Annotated in this window: 12 protein-coding genes; 4 read left to right on the forward strand and 8 right to left on the reverse strand. The window is 44.4% G+C overall.

The genetic code is table 11. From position 1 onward, the window contains the following. Nucleotides 1-500: 500 nt before the first annotated feature. The 5 genes from ACWA2B_RS25295 to ACWA2B_RS25315 form a co-directional block, all read right to left on the reverse strand. Entirely contained in the window at nucleotides 501-803 is a 303-nt protein-coding gene (locus ACWA2B_RS25295; RefSeq protein ID WP_029518474.1) for a putative quinol monooxygenase, read from the reverse strand. A gap of 92 nt (nucleotides 804-895) precedes the next feature. After that, a complete protein-coding gene (locus ACWA2B_RS25300; RefSeq protein ID WP_069011331.1) occupies nucleotides 896-1,690 on the reverse strand; it encodes an SDR family NAD(P)-dependent oxidoreductase in 795 nt (264 codons plus the stop codon). Between the two features lie 135 nt (nucleotides 1,691-1,825). Continuing rightward, entirely contained in the window at nucleotides 1,826-2,854 is a 1,029-nt protein-coding gene (locus ACWA2B_RS25305) for a helix-turn-helix transcriptional regulator (protein ID WP_069011330.1), read from the reverse strand. A gap of 634 nt (nucleotides 2,855-3,488) precedes the next feature. Continuing rightward, complete coding sequence (locus ACWA2B_RS25310; RefSeq protein ID WP_039275006.1) at nucleotides 3,489-4,553, reverse strand: Gfo/Idh/MocA family protein; 1,065 nt, start codon at nucleotides 4,551-4,553, stop codon at nucleotides 3,489-3,491. A gap of 115 nt (nucleotides 4,554-4,668) precedes the next feature. Next, on the reverse strand, nucleotides 4,669-5,577 hold the full coding sequence (locus ACWA2B_RS25315) for an AraC family transcriptional regulator (RefSeq protein WP_029518478.1): 909 nt from the start codon (nucleotides 5,575-5,577) through the stop codon (nucleotides 4,669-4,671). A gap of 510 nt (nucleotides 5,578-6,087) precedes the next feature. Between ACWA2B_RS25315 and ACWA2B_RS25320 the strand changes: the two genes are divergently transcribed. The 4 genes from ACWA2B_RS25320 to ACWA2B_RS25335 all read left to right on the forward strand — a co-directional run bounded on the left by ACWA2B_RS25320 (nucleotide 6,088) and on the right by ACWA2B_RS25335 (nucleotide 10,626). Further along, nucleotides 6,088-7,296, forward strand: coding sequence for an MFS transporter (locus ACWA2B_RS25320; protein ID WP_029518479.1), 1,209 nt, complete (start codon nucleotides 6,088-6,090; stop codon nucleotides 7,294-7,296). A gap of 164 nt (nucleotides 7,297-7,460) precedes the next feature. Next, entirely contained in the window at nucleotides 7,461-8,729 is a 1,269-nt protein-coding gene (locus tag ACWA2B_RS25325; protein ID WP_238438022.1) for an aspartate aminotransferase family protein, read from the forward strand. A 34-nt stretch (nucleotides 8,730-8,763) separates the two neighbouring features. Beyond that, nucleotides 8,764-9,813: a 2-amino-2-deoxy-D-mannitol dehydrogenase GutB1 gene (gutB1, locus tag ACWA2B_RS25330; RefSeq protein WP_029518481.1), complete on the forward strand. Its 1,050-nt coding sequence runs from the start codon at nucleotides 8,764-8,766 to the stop codon at nucleotides 9,811-9,813. 30 nt (nucleotides 9,814-9,843) lie between these two features. Further along, the gene (locus tag ACWA2B_RS25335) at nucleotides 9,844-10,626 is read left to right on the forward strand and encodes an HAD family hydrolase (RefSeq protein WP_340932183.1); all 783 of its coding nucleotides are present in this window, start codon (nucleotides 9,844-9,846) and stop codon (nucleotides 10,624-10,626) included. Between the two features lie 243 nt (nucleotides 10,627-10,869). On the opposite strand, the gene ACWA2B_RS25340 is transcribed toward ACWA2B_RS25335, so the two are convergent. From ACWA2B_RS25340 to ACWA2B_RS25350, 3 genes are all read right to left on the reverse strand, one after another. Next, nucleotides 10,870-12,471 (reverse strand): alpha-amylase family glycosyl hydrolase, encoded by a 1,602-nt coding sequence (locus ACWA2B_RS25340; protein WP_029518483.1) that lies wholly within the window; start codon nucleotides 12,469-12,471, stop codon nucleotides 10,870-10,872. Nucleotides 12,472-12,648: 177 nt separating this feature from the next. Next, a complete protein-coding gene (locus tag ACWA2B_RS25345; RefSeq protein WP_449292773.1) occupies nucleotides 12,649-13,125 on the reverse strand; it encodes an RNA polymerase sigma factor in 477 nt (158 codons plus the stop codon). Between the two features lie 40 nt (nucleotides 13,126-13,165). Next, a complete protein-coding gene (locus ACWA2B_RS25350) occupies nucleotides 13,166-14,107 on the reverse strand; it encodes a polysaccharide deacetylase family protein (protein ID WP_342435116.1) in 942 nt (313 codons plus the stop codon). Nucleotides 14,108-14,137: the final 30 nt, after the last annotated feature.

Here is a 14,137-nt window from a genome sequence, read left to right on the forward strand (position 1 = left end):
CCTCATATCAACTGCTATTTGGGCCACAAAAAAATCCGCGCTGAAACAACACGGATTGGACTCATTATAACAGGTATCCCTAAGGATCTGGTAATATCCGTTGTTCTTAACTAATTCCGAAGCTTTCAAATCCCACCCGTAATACAAAAATTGGGCAGAGAAATAGTAAGTACATGAAAACCCCTTTTTATGGAATTGGATTAGTAAAGAACAGCTCTAGACAATAAAATCTCTCCTTAGTGAATTACCCTTATTATACCAAGGCCAATTTTATCTGCTGACCTTTCACTTGTTACAAAAGCGTTTTCCCAGGTCCTCCGATTTTGACTATATTTTGATACCATTCATCCGGAAAGTAACCATCTGGGATTGCACATCGAATGTAGCCTCCGACCTTTAAATATCTAAAAACATAACTTAGCTGCTTGAACTCCTTCAGCGTAATATGCAACAATAATTTTCATTAATGTGATTAGAATACTCGTTATTGAGTGATAACCCTACAGGCCTTTTCCGCCTAGGGCACGCAGTTTAATAGGCTCCGCTCCGACAATCAACGGTCGGCCGCGTTGTATCGACGCCAGTACCTCTTCGTTCTTAAGACTGGCTGCATGAGCATCTGCATCTTTCCACACTTCGGTCACATACACCGCATTCGGGTCGTCGTCTGACACATTGACTATATACAAATAGCAGTCAGTATTCGACTTCAACAGATCGGCCGCTTCTAGCAAGATGCCTGCAAGAGCATCCCTTTGCCCTGGAAGTGCCATCAACTTTCCATACATAGCAAAATGGTTCATGATCCTCATCCTACCCTCGAGTGAAATTTGACTTCATCTTATCATAATGTTCCGCAATGTCAGCGTAATTTCAGCAAGTTTCTCCACAAACGCTAAAAAATAGTCGGTACCATTCCTCCATCCATACGGATTGGAGAACCTTTAAATGCAGATGCATAAGGGCTACATACAAATGTAGCTAGTCTTCCTATTTCAATAGGCTTGATAAATCGCTGTATTTCAGATTGAGGCAGGTTTGTAACCATAAAATCTTTCTCTTTTTCTGAAAAAGTCATATCTTCATGAGGATACATACTCTCAATTATTTGGTGCACATTCTCAGAGAGCGTTGGTCCCGGCATGATCGTATTGACTGTAACTTCTGTTCCTATTGTTAATTTAGATAAGCTTTTTGACAATGACAACAACATAGATTTTGTCATACCATACTGAGGCATTTGTCCTGAAGGCATAATTGCTTCTTCACTCGCAATAAAAATAAGGCGACCATAATCATTTTTCAACATTTTAGGTAAATAAAATTTTGATAATCCATTTGCAGCAAGAACGTTAGTGCGGAAGTATTTTTCCCATACTTCATCGTCTACGTCCACATATTGCATAATTTCATAAATACCCATATTGTTAACTAAAATATCAATTTCGGGGCATTTTTCAAATAAGGCTTCTCTTTGTCCAATATCCACAATATCGGCTGTAGCATTTTGAGGGGAGGTAGCTGGGAAATCTGACTTAATTTCATTTACAGTTCGTTCTACCTCTTCATAATTTCGTCCATTAATTAGTACATTAACACCTTCTTTGGCTAGTTCAATGGCAATTGCTTTACCTATGCCTTTCGTTGATCCTGTAACTAAAGCTGTTTTATATTTTAATCCCATATCCATAATACACTTCTCCTTTTTTAAAACAATTGTGCTCCGGATAGTGATTATATTATCTTGTCTGGAATGTCCAGTAACTAGCATATTGCGCCAAAGTTCTTGTTTAACACGCCAAATGACAAAACTCATTAGGCAGTCCTAGCGTGCTCCTGATATCGAGTTTGTACCTAAATGTTCAGTCCGCCAATTTGAAGGCGTATCCCCCTCCCATTGGCGGAAGGCGCGGTAAAACGAGTTTTGATCTTCGTACCCAATCAGGAATGCTACCTCTTTAATATCGAGCGAGGGGTCTGCCAAGTACTCTCGTGCCTGCTCATGTCTAGCTTTTGTCAATAGAATCTTGAAGCTCGTATTTTCGTCAGTAAGACGGCGCTGCAAGGTACGATCGCTCATACTGAGCTCCTTCGCCACAGCCTGAATGTCGGGGCGCCCTCTTGTAAGGCTGCGTTTCATGATCCATTTGACCATCTCGGTAATTGAACGGCTGCGCTGCTGTTCATCCAACGATCGGTCCAGAACAGGAGTCAAGATTTCCAGCAACTCTTCGTTGTACGAGACAAAGGGGCGGTCCAGGTCTCTTCGATGTAGCGTCAATCGGTTACATTTTGCACCAATCCGGATACGACAGCCGAAATAAGCTTCAAGGGCTTGTATATCGCCCATGTAGTGCGAAAATTCAACAAGCTGCGCTTTCAAAGGTTGACCTGTGCCCCGGCGCCCAATCTCCAGAAGACAAGCCAGCGTGCTACCAACCAGCATCGGCGGACCAGACTGCTCGGGAGATAGCCACTCCAGATCAATTGTACAGTGCTCGCCCTCCTCCGTGATATGTAGGTTTTCCGGGGGACACAGTTGTTTGTACCGAGCCATTCGGTTTAGAGCGTCGCGATAGTCCCGAGCGTGGTAAGTCGCTAAGACAGTCGGTGGGTACTTTGCTGTATCAAAGACGGTCACAAGCCTGATGATTCCTTGGGCTGTGTCACCAATGAGATCAGAATATGCCTGCCAGATCGCGAAATATTGGGCGGTGGTGACTACTGGTTCAGTAATAATGGTGATCGGCAGTCGTGCTTTGCGTGCTACGTCGTGGGCGCCAAACCCTAACTGACATAATCCTGCCCACAATCCTGGCGGGAATTTAATACGCTCAGAGGTATGAGACTTCATATATATGGGCCTCCTTTATATACTTACATATTCATTGGTTTTGGTTGCGATGAGGTCCCTCTTAAGTACACATAAGAATACTCTTAAGTACGTTAAGGTGTCTACATTAATGTAATAAGCTGTGGAAAATGTTACATCATATTGTTATCTGGGCTACTTTCAATCAATGATGAGTGATTTGGCGAATTACTTAATCATGATAAAATTCTGTTAATGCATGAACGACTCATTCTCAACACCAAAAAACACACCCATATGTTTATGAGTGTGTTTTTAAAACCCCAAATCACCGACACTCCTAGGAATGTCATTCCCTTAATACTGATTATTCTAGCTCTTTCATGGATTATTTTATGTTTTCATGGAAGATTTAGAGTGAAATGTGTTGATTTATAAGGAGGAAATAGCGGATTTAATTTTTATGTAAAAAGCAACTTAAAAATGATCAAGCCATAGAATTCGGTTGTGGAGCGATACCCGCTTGAGTTTTATGGTGGGCAAAACTATTTTGCTCACCATTTCAAAGGTTTACTGATTACTTAAATGCATCCCAAAATTTCATTGAATAAATCTGTTTGGTTCTCTCCAGGTTCCTATATATCTCTCTTATGATGGATCGAAAAATAGAGCAAATCTAAATAGTTCTTCGAATCACGCTTTTGGTTGCTGCCGCCTCAAAAATCGTTTCAATTAGCACCAATACACGGTGTACTTCTTCATTTTTGATCGCAATCTCCGCTTTTCCTTCGATGGTGGAGACAAAGTTCTCATAAAAGCTTTCTGCAGCAGCAGGTATTTTCTCAATCGGGAACTTAAGGGTGGATTCCTCAGACGGCGGCGCCATCGTTTTCGTCAATCCTTGACCTGCTTGAATCGGCTTGGGTTCCACGTGAGCAACATCGGGATTTCGGGTGACGATCTCTCCGCTCAAATCCCAATCTCGAATCACTGCGGTTCCTTCGGTTCCTTTAATATACCAGCGTGGCAGCTTTACGTAATTGGTTGTACCCACTTCAATGACTGCTGTCAGGCCGTCCTTGAACTCAATAAAGCTGGCAAAGCCGTCATCCACTTCAGTCCCCAAAATATAGCTTAGGGTAGCAGCTACGCTTTCTATTTTGCTGTCCGTAATCTGAAGCAGCTGGTCCAACAGATGTACTCCCCAATCCAGTAGCATTCCTCCTCCATACGCCTTTAGTTGCCGCCAGTCACCTGGAATGCCATTAGCTCCCTGAACTCGCGATTCCAGCTGGAAGAGCTCGCCCACGGTCTTATTGCCAATTATATCTTTGATAATTCGGAAGTCTTCATCCCATCGACGGTTCTGATGTACCGTAAACACACGATTTTCTTTCTTTGCCACCTCAACAATATCCAAGAAATCCGCGCTCGTTATCGTAACCGGTTTTTCGCAGATGACATGCTTTCCGGCTTGTAGCGCCTGGATCGCGATTTCCTTATGAACATCATTAGGTGTTGCTATCAAAACAATATCGACGGCCTCATCGGCCAGAACGGCGTCCAGGCTCGCGTAGGTTTTATAGCCGGCAGCCGCAGCCAGTTCCATCCGGTAATCGACAATATCATATACACCGCCAACGGCAAGTTGCTGATTAGATTCGATCAATTGAACATGGTAGCTTCCCATGCCTCCATAACCGATGATGACTACATTGTATATACGATTGTCCATTTTCATCTTCCTCCACTCCTGATTTAAGCCCACCGCCTATCAAGTGGGTGCTCATGTCAATAAATTTTAATGTCCTCGTAACTCACCCTTAACTTCGTCGGATAGCTCTATCATACAAATCTCATGAAAAGCTTTCCTCCTCATTTCTTGCTGTTTTATTCCCGAATATTGTCCTGCGGTATTTCAATGGTGATGTTCCTGTCGCTTCCTTAAAGAGATGATGAAACGTCTTTACACTACTGAACCCTGCCGCCTCTGCGACCTCAGTAATCGGATTGTTTTCATTCAACAAGATCCATTTTGCCTTATTTAGTCTGTAATCATTCAAAAATGCTACAAAGGTCATCCCCGTATTCTTCTTAAACAGCCTGGCGAAATAATAAGGACTGAACCCCATATAATCAGCGACATTCTTCAGCGAGATGGTTTCATGATAATGACATTCCACATACTCAAAAATACGTTCCAGTTTATAAAGAGTGTCCTTGGATTGTGTTAAGGTTCTTTCTGAGAGTTCAGGAAGCCTTGGGGTTATGCTTCTCGGCACTTCACGCATAATAAGAGTCAACATCTCAAACACCTTGGCTTTGATCATATAAGCATGGCCTTCGTGTCGGTTGACGTTCTCATCATAAATGCTTTGAATCAGAGGAAGCATTTTAGCTGCTGTTTCTTCTGGCCAGTTCCAGCTTGATTGCTCCATCTCCGTAAATATATATCTTAGAGGGCGTTTCTGATCACTTAATGTGGAAACCTCTTGAAAAAAGCTCAGATCAAATTGAATAACCACCCGTTCGCTGTCGGGAGAGGCCAAGAAATAATGAACATCACCCCCATTTATAAACTGAACTTCACCTTGTTTCATGCGTATCGAAATATCGTTAATTCCCAGATCCAAGGTTCCCTGGGTCACATAAATAATTTCAATTTCTTTATGCCAATGAGGATAGCAAAGCACGTCGCCTTTATTAATAAAACTCCGGAAAGGAAAATGTCGGTCAAGCTCCGGGATTTCTAAATAAAAATTCATTTTGGTAGACTCCTTTTGCAGTAAAGTTCAAAAAGCCGTGCACATGACTAATGATAATTATGCTGCACTGCATTCCTTTCTTCCCTTCTTCATGCTTCTCCTTCTCAACTAGCGAATAAAATTCCCTCTCCCTTTTGAATTGTAAGCGTTTAACATTCGTTTTTCTACCCTATCAATCATAGTTGCTATGAAGTAAAGCAACTGTTAGGCATCTTTACTAGGTATCCTTACTAACATTATTGCAAACTCAAAGTTATGACTTAATTATGAGCCGTTTGGCGTTCGAGAACAATTTGGACTGATCTTATTCCCTCCTGCCGCTTGCAGTTTCTTTAGATAAAGGTTTCACCTTAACTGGATTAAACATAATTGAAGTTAAATACGTGTAAAATTGTCAAATTAATTTTTTACATTTTCTATATAAAAATATATATACATTTCCAATGTGATGGTATATTCTAGTAAAAAAAATACTCATATAAAAAATATGACCTACTGGAGGGACAGGCCTTGAAGAGACTATTCGCTTTAAGTTGTGCTTTCTATCTGTTAATCGGCGTCACCAGTGTGGTGCTTGGGGCATTACTGCCGACTTTACTATCTCACTATGGACGGGGGTACAGCGATGGTGGATTACTGCTGTTCCTGCAGTTTTTCGGATTTCTTGTCGGTGTTCTGCTCACCCCCTTCATGGCTCTGCATCTGGGTCGCAAGTCCATGTTATCCATAGCCCTGGGTAGTATCGTGGCAGCGTGCATTATCTTGGGTGTACTACCCTCATGGAATTGGGTCATCGCAATGGCCATCTGGGTTGGTTTCGGCTCAGGCATCATTGAATCGTCCATCGGAGCGTTTACCATTGAGTTCACGGAGGAGCAAAAAGCCGTGGCCATGTCTAAGCTGGATGTCTATTTTGCACTTGGTGCACTGCTTATTCCGGCGATCGTTAGCCTGTATATCTGGCTTGGAATGTGGAATCTAACCTTTTACACCATCTCCCTTCTCACTTTTGTCTTAGCGCTGTTGTGGCTTACCATGCCTACATCCGCCTCCTCTCACCTTACCCAAGCAGACATCCGAACTACTGAACGTTCAGTTGAACAAGCCCGTTACTCTGGACAGCATCGTGTATTGCTAGGAATCTTCATTATATTCTTCTTTGTTTATATGGGTCTTGAACTGGGGCTCATGAACTTCCTACCTTCTATTCTGACAGAGACGCTACATCTTCAAGGATCCGTAGCCTCGCTGGGTGTCAGCGTGCTTTGGATTGCAATGATCATTGGTCGTATGTTCTCAGGAAGGATTGCAGAGTCAGCAGGATATATTCCTTACCTGCTATGGAGTGCAATCGGTACTTTCTGTTTCCTAGTTGCCATGGTGTTTATATCCAGCCAATGGGCTACATACCTTATAATTTTCGGTGCAGGTCTATTCATGTCTGGACTCTTCTGTATCGCGCTTGTCTATGCCAACGTGCTGATTCCAGGAATGACCGAGCGGACGACCAGCATTCTGATTGCGTCGGGCGGAATTGGCGGCTCGGTGCTTCAATATGTAATTGGCTGGAGCATGAGCGAATGGCCAGTGGCGGCTAGCCTCTGGATTTTAGGAGGGTTTACTCTGATTTTGCTGCTGGCACTTATTCTCACGCATCTGTGGAATGATCGGGGCAGCCGAGTCGTTGACTCTCTTGCCCATCAGGGCAAGGAAGGATGATATTGTTTTAGTTCTTAGGGGAGGTGAGGCCTATCGCAGAAGCACCGGATTATGCTCCCTTGTCCATGAGGGCAAGGAAGGTGGATTTCTTATTTTGGGGAGGTGAGTTCAGCCTCGATATGCTCTGATAGGGTGGTAGACTTTATAAAGATGACTTAATAAGAATGTATATTCTGATATGGAGGGGAAATATCGTGCATACGTTGACCAAAGAACGTTTCAGATATGGTAAAGGCATTACTCTAATTGACGATTCGGGTAAGGAGTATTTGGATGGCGTATCCGGCACCTTCAACTTGTCGCTCGGTTATAACCACCCTCATGTCGTAAGCAAAGTACAGGAGCAAGTCGGCAATCTTGCACACATGTCTTCTACTTTTACAGAGCCTTATGTCGAAGAAGTCCTAGATCATCTAATCCAGTATGCCCCGAACGGCATAGACGCCGGATGGATGAGAGATATTACCGGCTCCACAGCGAACGAATGTGCTGTGAAGCTGGCCCAAAAATACACCGGAGCAACCGATATCATCAGTCTGCATCTGTCACATCATGGACAAACCCAGTTTGCAACAGGCATTTCCGGTAATGCCTTTCGTCGCAAGAATTTCCCTAACTCAGTTGCAGCAAATTCTCTGCATGTGCCTGCCCCCTACTGTTATCGCTGTCCTTTTAATTCTTCACCAGACAAGTGTGGTCATCATTGTATTGACGCTATATCGGACGCCATTGAGTATGGAAGCTCAGGGTCTGTGGCCTGCATGATTATTGAACCCATTCTGGGCAACGGAGGTAATATCATCCCGCCTGCAGGATATTTCAAGCGCCTCCGTCAGCTATGCGACGAGCATGGGATGATTCTGATTGCAGACGAAGTGCAGACCGGAATCGGGCGGACAGGTTACATGTTCGCAAGTGAACTGTTTGACATCCAACCGGATATTATTACTCTCGCTAAGGGTCTGGGTGGTATTGGAGTCCCGGTTGCGGCGGTATTGATGCAGTCTCGTCTCGATGTCCTGGAGAAGCACGAACATTCCTTTACTTCGGGCAGCAATCTGATCTCGGTCACGGCAGCCAAATCCACATTGGAGGTTGTAACCGAGCCCGGTTTTCTGGAAGCCGTCCGGTCCAAAGGAAGCCTGCTCGGATCCCTACTGACGGAGATGGCCGACAAGTATGATTGCATTGGTGAGGCTCGTGGCGTCGGACTGATGTGGGGACTGGAAATTGTAGACGAGGACGATGCCCCGGATGCAGTGAAAAGCAACGGGATTATCGATCGCGCATTTGAGGAACAACAATTAATTCTGAGAGGTTCCCGTTACGGTTATGGGAATGTGGTCAAAGTCAGACCTTCCCTCACGGCTACCGAAGATGAGATTGCCGAAATTGTTAAACGGCTTGACGCCGTTCTTGCTACCCTTCACTAACGATCTGCTCAATAAGCAAAAGGAGGAATTATACATGCTCGCACTTGTATATAAATCAGCTTGGGATGTCGCACTTGAGGAAAGACCTATCCCGGAGATAAAAAAAGATAACGATGTACTCGTCCGGATTCGGGCGACTGGCGTATGCGGTACGGATCTAGGTATCATCAGTGGCAAATATCATGCCGTGCCTTCTACGATTTTGGGGCACGAATCAGCGGGGGATGTGATCGCTGTAGGACCAGCTGTCAGTTCACTGCAGCCTGGAGACCGAGTGGTGATTGATCCAACTTACTACTGCGGCCAATGCGAAATGTGCCGGACAGGAAGACAAAATCATTGCACACACAAATCCGTAACAGAGACCGGAGTCAGCGCAGACGGTACGTTCACCGATTATTATGTGACTGAGGACCGTTTTTTGTACAAGTTGAAGGACCATATCAGCTACGAAGAAGCGACGCTGACCGAGCCGCTGAGCTGTATGCTGACCGGAATCAACCAGATTAACCTGCTGCCGAACTTCACAACCGTTATTATAGGCGCAGGTCCGATCGGGATTCTGTACAGCTATGCTCTTGCTTCGAAAGGCGTAACTGGTTGCCTTGTTGACATCTCGGAGGAACGGCTCGCCATAGCGGATTCTATTGCCCCCGAACGGTGGTCCGCGCACGCCACACTGGAATCGGCCATTCATAAGCTGGCTCCGTTAAAAAATCAGGTGGACATGATTGTGGACACCACAGGAGTGGTCGGCACTGAGGTACTAAGCCAGCTTGCGAGCGGCGGGTATTTGATGCTGGTGGGGCTGAGAGATGGGATAAGCTCGTTTAATCCGAAAGAGGTAGTTGACCGTAGCCTTAAAATCATCGGTTCGATTGATTCTCTGGGCACGTTCTCCACGGCGCATTACCTGATTGAGCAGCAAATCATTCCCGCCAAAAAAATCATTACCCACTCGTATCCGCTGGATGACTACCATGAAGCCTTTAAGACGCTTGGATGCAATATCAGCGAGCGGACACTTCAGCCCTCGTCTCAGGCGATCAAGATTGTGCTGCAATCTAGTGGCTCCGACAACTAAATTTAGCTACTAACAAGGGGGAGAATGGACATGACGAGCATCCATCATGTTACACCGACGAATAATGAATGTACAGGAGACCTATCCGCGTCCGTTCCAGTCAAAGCGGTCATTTTCGACATGGACGGGGTGTTAGTAGACAGCGAACCGATCTACTTTGAGGTCGAACGCAGCTCCTTTGCCCATTTCGGTGCGCCCATGACGGAAGAAGAGCATCACACCTATGTCGGAGTGACACTCGAATCCATGTGGCGTCAAGTGCTGGACAGGCATCAGCTCACCAATACGGTGGAAGAGGCCTTGTCCTATCACCGAAAAAATGTGATGCAGACAATGATTGCACACGAGGGCCTTGCGGCGATCGATGGACTGGAGCGGTGGCTGGACTGGCTGCAAGAGAAAGGGATTCCGGTCGCGGTGGCCTCTTCCTCTCCGCGGGCGCTGATTGATCTCATTATGGAAAAGACAGGACTTGGCCGTTACTTTGACATTCGAATCACCGGTGAAGAGGTACTGCAGGGTAAGCCGGCACCGGACATCTTCTTATACGCCGCCGAGCAGCTAGGCATTGCACCGGCCCATTGCTTCGTTATTGAGGATTCACATAACGGGGTCCAGGCAGCCAAAAGTGCAGGAATGTACTGTATCGGCTTCCATAACCCCGGCTCCGGCCGGCAGGATCTGTCCAGAGCTGATCGCTGTATTCTCAGCTATGACGATCTGTGGGCGATCAAAGAGAATTTGCCGTTTGATGAGCAGTTGCTTGCCAAGAGCAAGAGTCGAAACATACCGGAAGGCATACCCCCTTTATAATCATATGGAATCGTCCGATCTTTACTATGATTGAGGGTATTAAATAATGCCCCTTGGAATATACACTGGAGAATGTCATTTTTCCTTCCCTGTGTGTACTCTAAGGGGCGTGCTTTACGTCAAATCGGTATAGTTAGAACACGTACGTTTCCGGTTCAATAGAAAAAAGGGGTGCTGTTAACACCCCAAACTGGATTCAACGATATATGCCCTGCTTCATCTGAACGGTAATTTTGCGTATATTCAGCTCTTTCTGTCTTCTTCGGTAATCAGAGAACTGTAAGCCGGAATTTTAACTGTTCCTTTCTTCACCTTCACATCCTTTGAGGTGGAGAAGACCACTTTCCATTTACCCTTATCGGAATCTTTCATCTGCAAGGTAACCGGCTCTCCAGACAGGTTATGATATACATACAGTGCTTCTTTGCCTGAAGTACGTTTAAATGCGGTCACGCTGGCAGAGCCTGCTTGTATAGGTTGCAGACTGTCGCTGCGTAAAGCTTCATGTTTTTCCCTCAGACGGATGAGTGTGCGATAGCTTTCCAGCAGGGAATCATCGTCTCTCAGCTGCGCTTCCACTGATACCTCGCCTTTGTTGTATTTGGGTTTCTCCCATGTCGTTTGACCAGGGCCCTCTCCCTTGTACCAGCGCATAGGCTCACGAAGAAACTCATCAGGCTTCTCTCCCTTCATACCAATTTCTTCGCCATAATAGAGGAACGGCTGACCCGGAAGCGTTAAAAGAATGGAAGCGGCCAGCTTGGCTTTTCGCACATCCCCGCCTAGCTCGCTCATGACACGAGTCTGGTCATGGTTGCTCAGGAACGGAGCATCGAGTGCCGCCTTATTATATGATTTGTACAGTTGCAGCGTTTTCTCGGCGAATGCCGCGATACCCTGATCTCGGCCGTTTTTCACGGACTTCAAAATCGTTCCGCCCAGGTCAAAATTAAACAAGGAGTGGAGCTGTCCGTAATAAGGAGCTATGGTCTCCGGTTTGTCCCATACCTCTCCTGCCAGATATACATTTGGATTTACCTTCTCCATCTCGGAACGAAATTCACTCCACCAGGCAATGTTCTTATCCGCACCATCTTTCGTCTGTCCTCTAAAAATATGCATCGCCGCGTCAAGTCGGAACCCGTCTGCACCTTGCTGCAGCCAATACTTGCCGACTTTGATCATTTCTTTGCGGACTTCGGGATTGTCAAAGTTCAGATCCGGCATGCCCGACCAGAACGTACTGTAGAAATACCCTTCGCCATTCGGATTCTTATGCCATACCTGCTGACCCCACGAGCCCTTTTCTTCCAAATCTGTGTTCTCATCCGCCCATACGTAATAGTCGTGGAATTTGCTTTGCGGGTTGGCACTGGCCTCCTTGAACCATGGATGCTCGCTGCTTGAATGATTGATAACAAGGTCCATGATCACCTTAACGCCCTTTCGGTCCGCTGCTTTCATCAAGGTGCGGAAATCATTTAGACTCCCATACTGTGGGTCCACCTGATAGTAATCAGTTGCATCATATTTATGGTAGCTTGGAGATGGATTTAGGGGCATAAGCCAGAGGCCGCTGACCTGCAAATCCCTACCCGAATGGGGTTTTCCATCGTTTAAGTAATCAAGCTTTTGTGTGATTCCTTTCAAATCACCATGTCCGTCTCCATTCGAATCATAAAAAGAATTGATATAAATTTCATAAAATACGCCGCTTCCAGTAGAAACCGGAGGCTTATGTCCGTTCGATTCCTGCTCTGCCATTGCGCTTGAAGCGAACATCGTGAGCATAGGCACCGTTAACATGGCGGTGGACAATCTTCTTAAGCGTTTGTTACGTGTCAAAACAAATCAGCTCCTTTGATTGTTATGGGTGCGCTTTCATTATAAATAGAAACAATCCAAAAAAAGGGGATATTTATTATCTATTATGGTGGAAAATATCGATCTTATTGTTTTATCTCTGTATTGAGCGAAAAGAGGAGCAGACTCTATGTCTACTCCTCTTTTCATCCAATCAGTTCAAGAAATATATCTCAATTTAATACGTTGGGAAGCTCTGTGAAGCGAAGACTTCACTGCATTCTCACTCTTGTTTAAAATTCTAGCCGTTTCCTTTATGGAGTATCCTTGGACTAATCGCAATTCAAGTACCGTTCTTTGCTCGGTATTACTTGCCATCAAGAGAATTTGATTGACCTCCTCCTGAATTTCAAAATCAAGGATATCCCAGTGATAGTGGAGCAGCCCCTTACGTAAAATGTATTCCTCCATCTTTTTTCGTTTTCTCATTAAATCTATAGCTAAATTTTTGGCAATTCTCAAAAGGTAAAACCGAATACGATCTTGGGGCAAGTCAGGCGAAGCTCTTATAAACCGAATAAAACACTCATGCAACAAATCTTCAGCATCCTGTTTGTTATGCAATATCCTCAATAGATAGCCAAAGAGGTCTGATTTGCAAGATAAATATAGATCCTCCAGATCTTTAACATCCATATTATTGCGTATCCCTTCTGCTTTGATTGAAATCGGTACGTTACTTGATAGTCTTAAATTCATATCCCTGCTTTTTTAAATATCTTATGATTTCAGGCAAGGCTTTGGCTGTTTCTTCCTTCCCATAAGTGTCATGCATGAGTACCACTGCTTTTTCTCTAGTCCCAATATTTCTCATGAATTCACTAATTAATTGCTCAGCATTCTTACGTGCACCCTCTGCATCTTTAGGTAACACATTCCAGTCAATCTGATGGTAATCCTTATCCTGTAGTGCTTTGTCCAGTACTTCCATACCATCGGGATCATTTCTCTGCCATGTCATGTGGCCGCCTGGAAATCGAATCGCTCTTGTGGAAAAATTCTGCCCCAATATTTGCTTTAAAACTTGATTTGTTTTTTCAATATCATTCATAAAACTGCTCGAATTCACAGTCTGATTCGGATACAAATAACTGTAGTCATGTGAGTAGGTATGATTTCCGATCGCATGTCCTTCCTTAACCAATCTTTTTGTTATTTTTTTAGTCACTTCATTTTCCTCTACTGCTTTTCCTACCACAAAAAACGTTGCTTTCACACTTTCTTTTTTAAGAATATCTAATATTTTAGGCGTTACGGTAACCGATGGACCATCATCAAAAGATAAATAGACTACTTTTTTACCGTCAATCCCCTCAGGTCGCTGCCCTTGCATTTGCTGATTTAAGTACTTTTCAACAAATGCTGCATCTTCAACACCCGAAACATTTTGTAGAGAAGATTCGCTCCCTTTGGATTTGTTATTTAGTTTGTCGGTTGATACTGATTCTATTTTTTCTGCATATTCAATCGTTTTTACTGGCTGTGGTTTACTACTAAAGATGTCAAAGAGTTTTATAATCATTAGAACCATACAAATGAGAATAATAAACAGTAGTCTTCTTCTCTTCCTCTTCATTCGATGAGCTCTGGTTCTATTTTGCACATAGCTTTTTTCCATAGTATATATTCCTCCAAAAATCTAGAAGCA

This window comes from Paenibacillus sp. CMM36, from assembly GCF_053570945.1.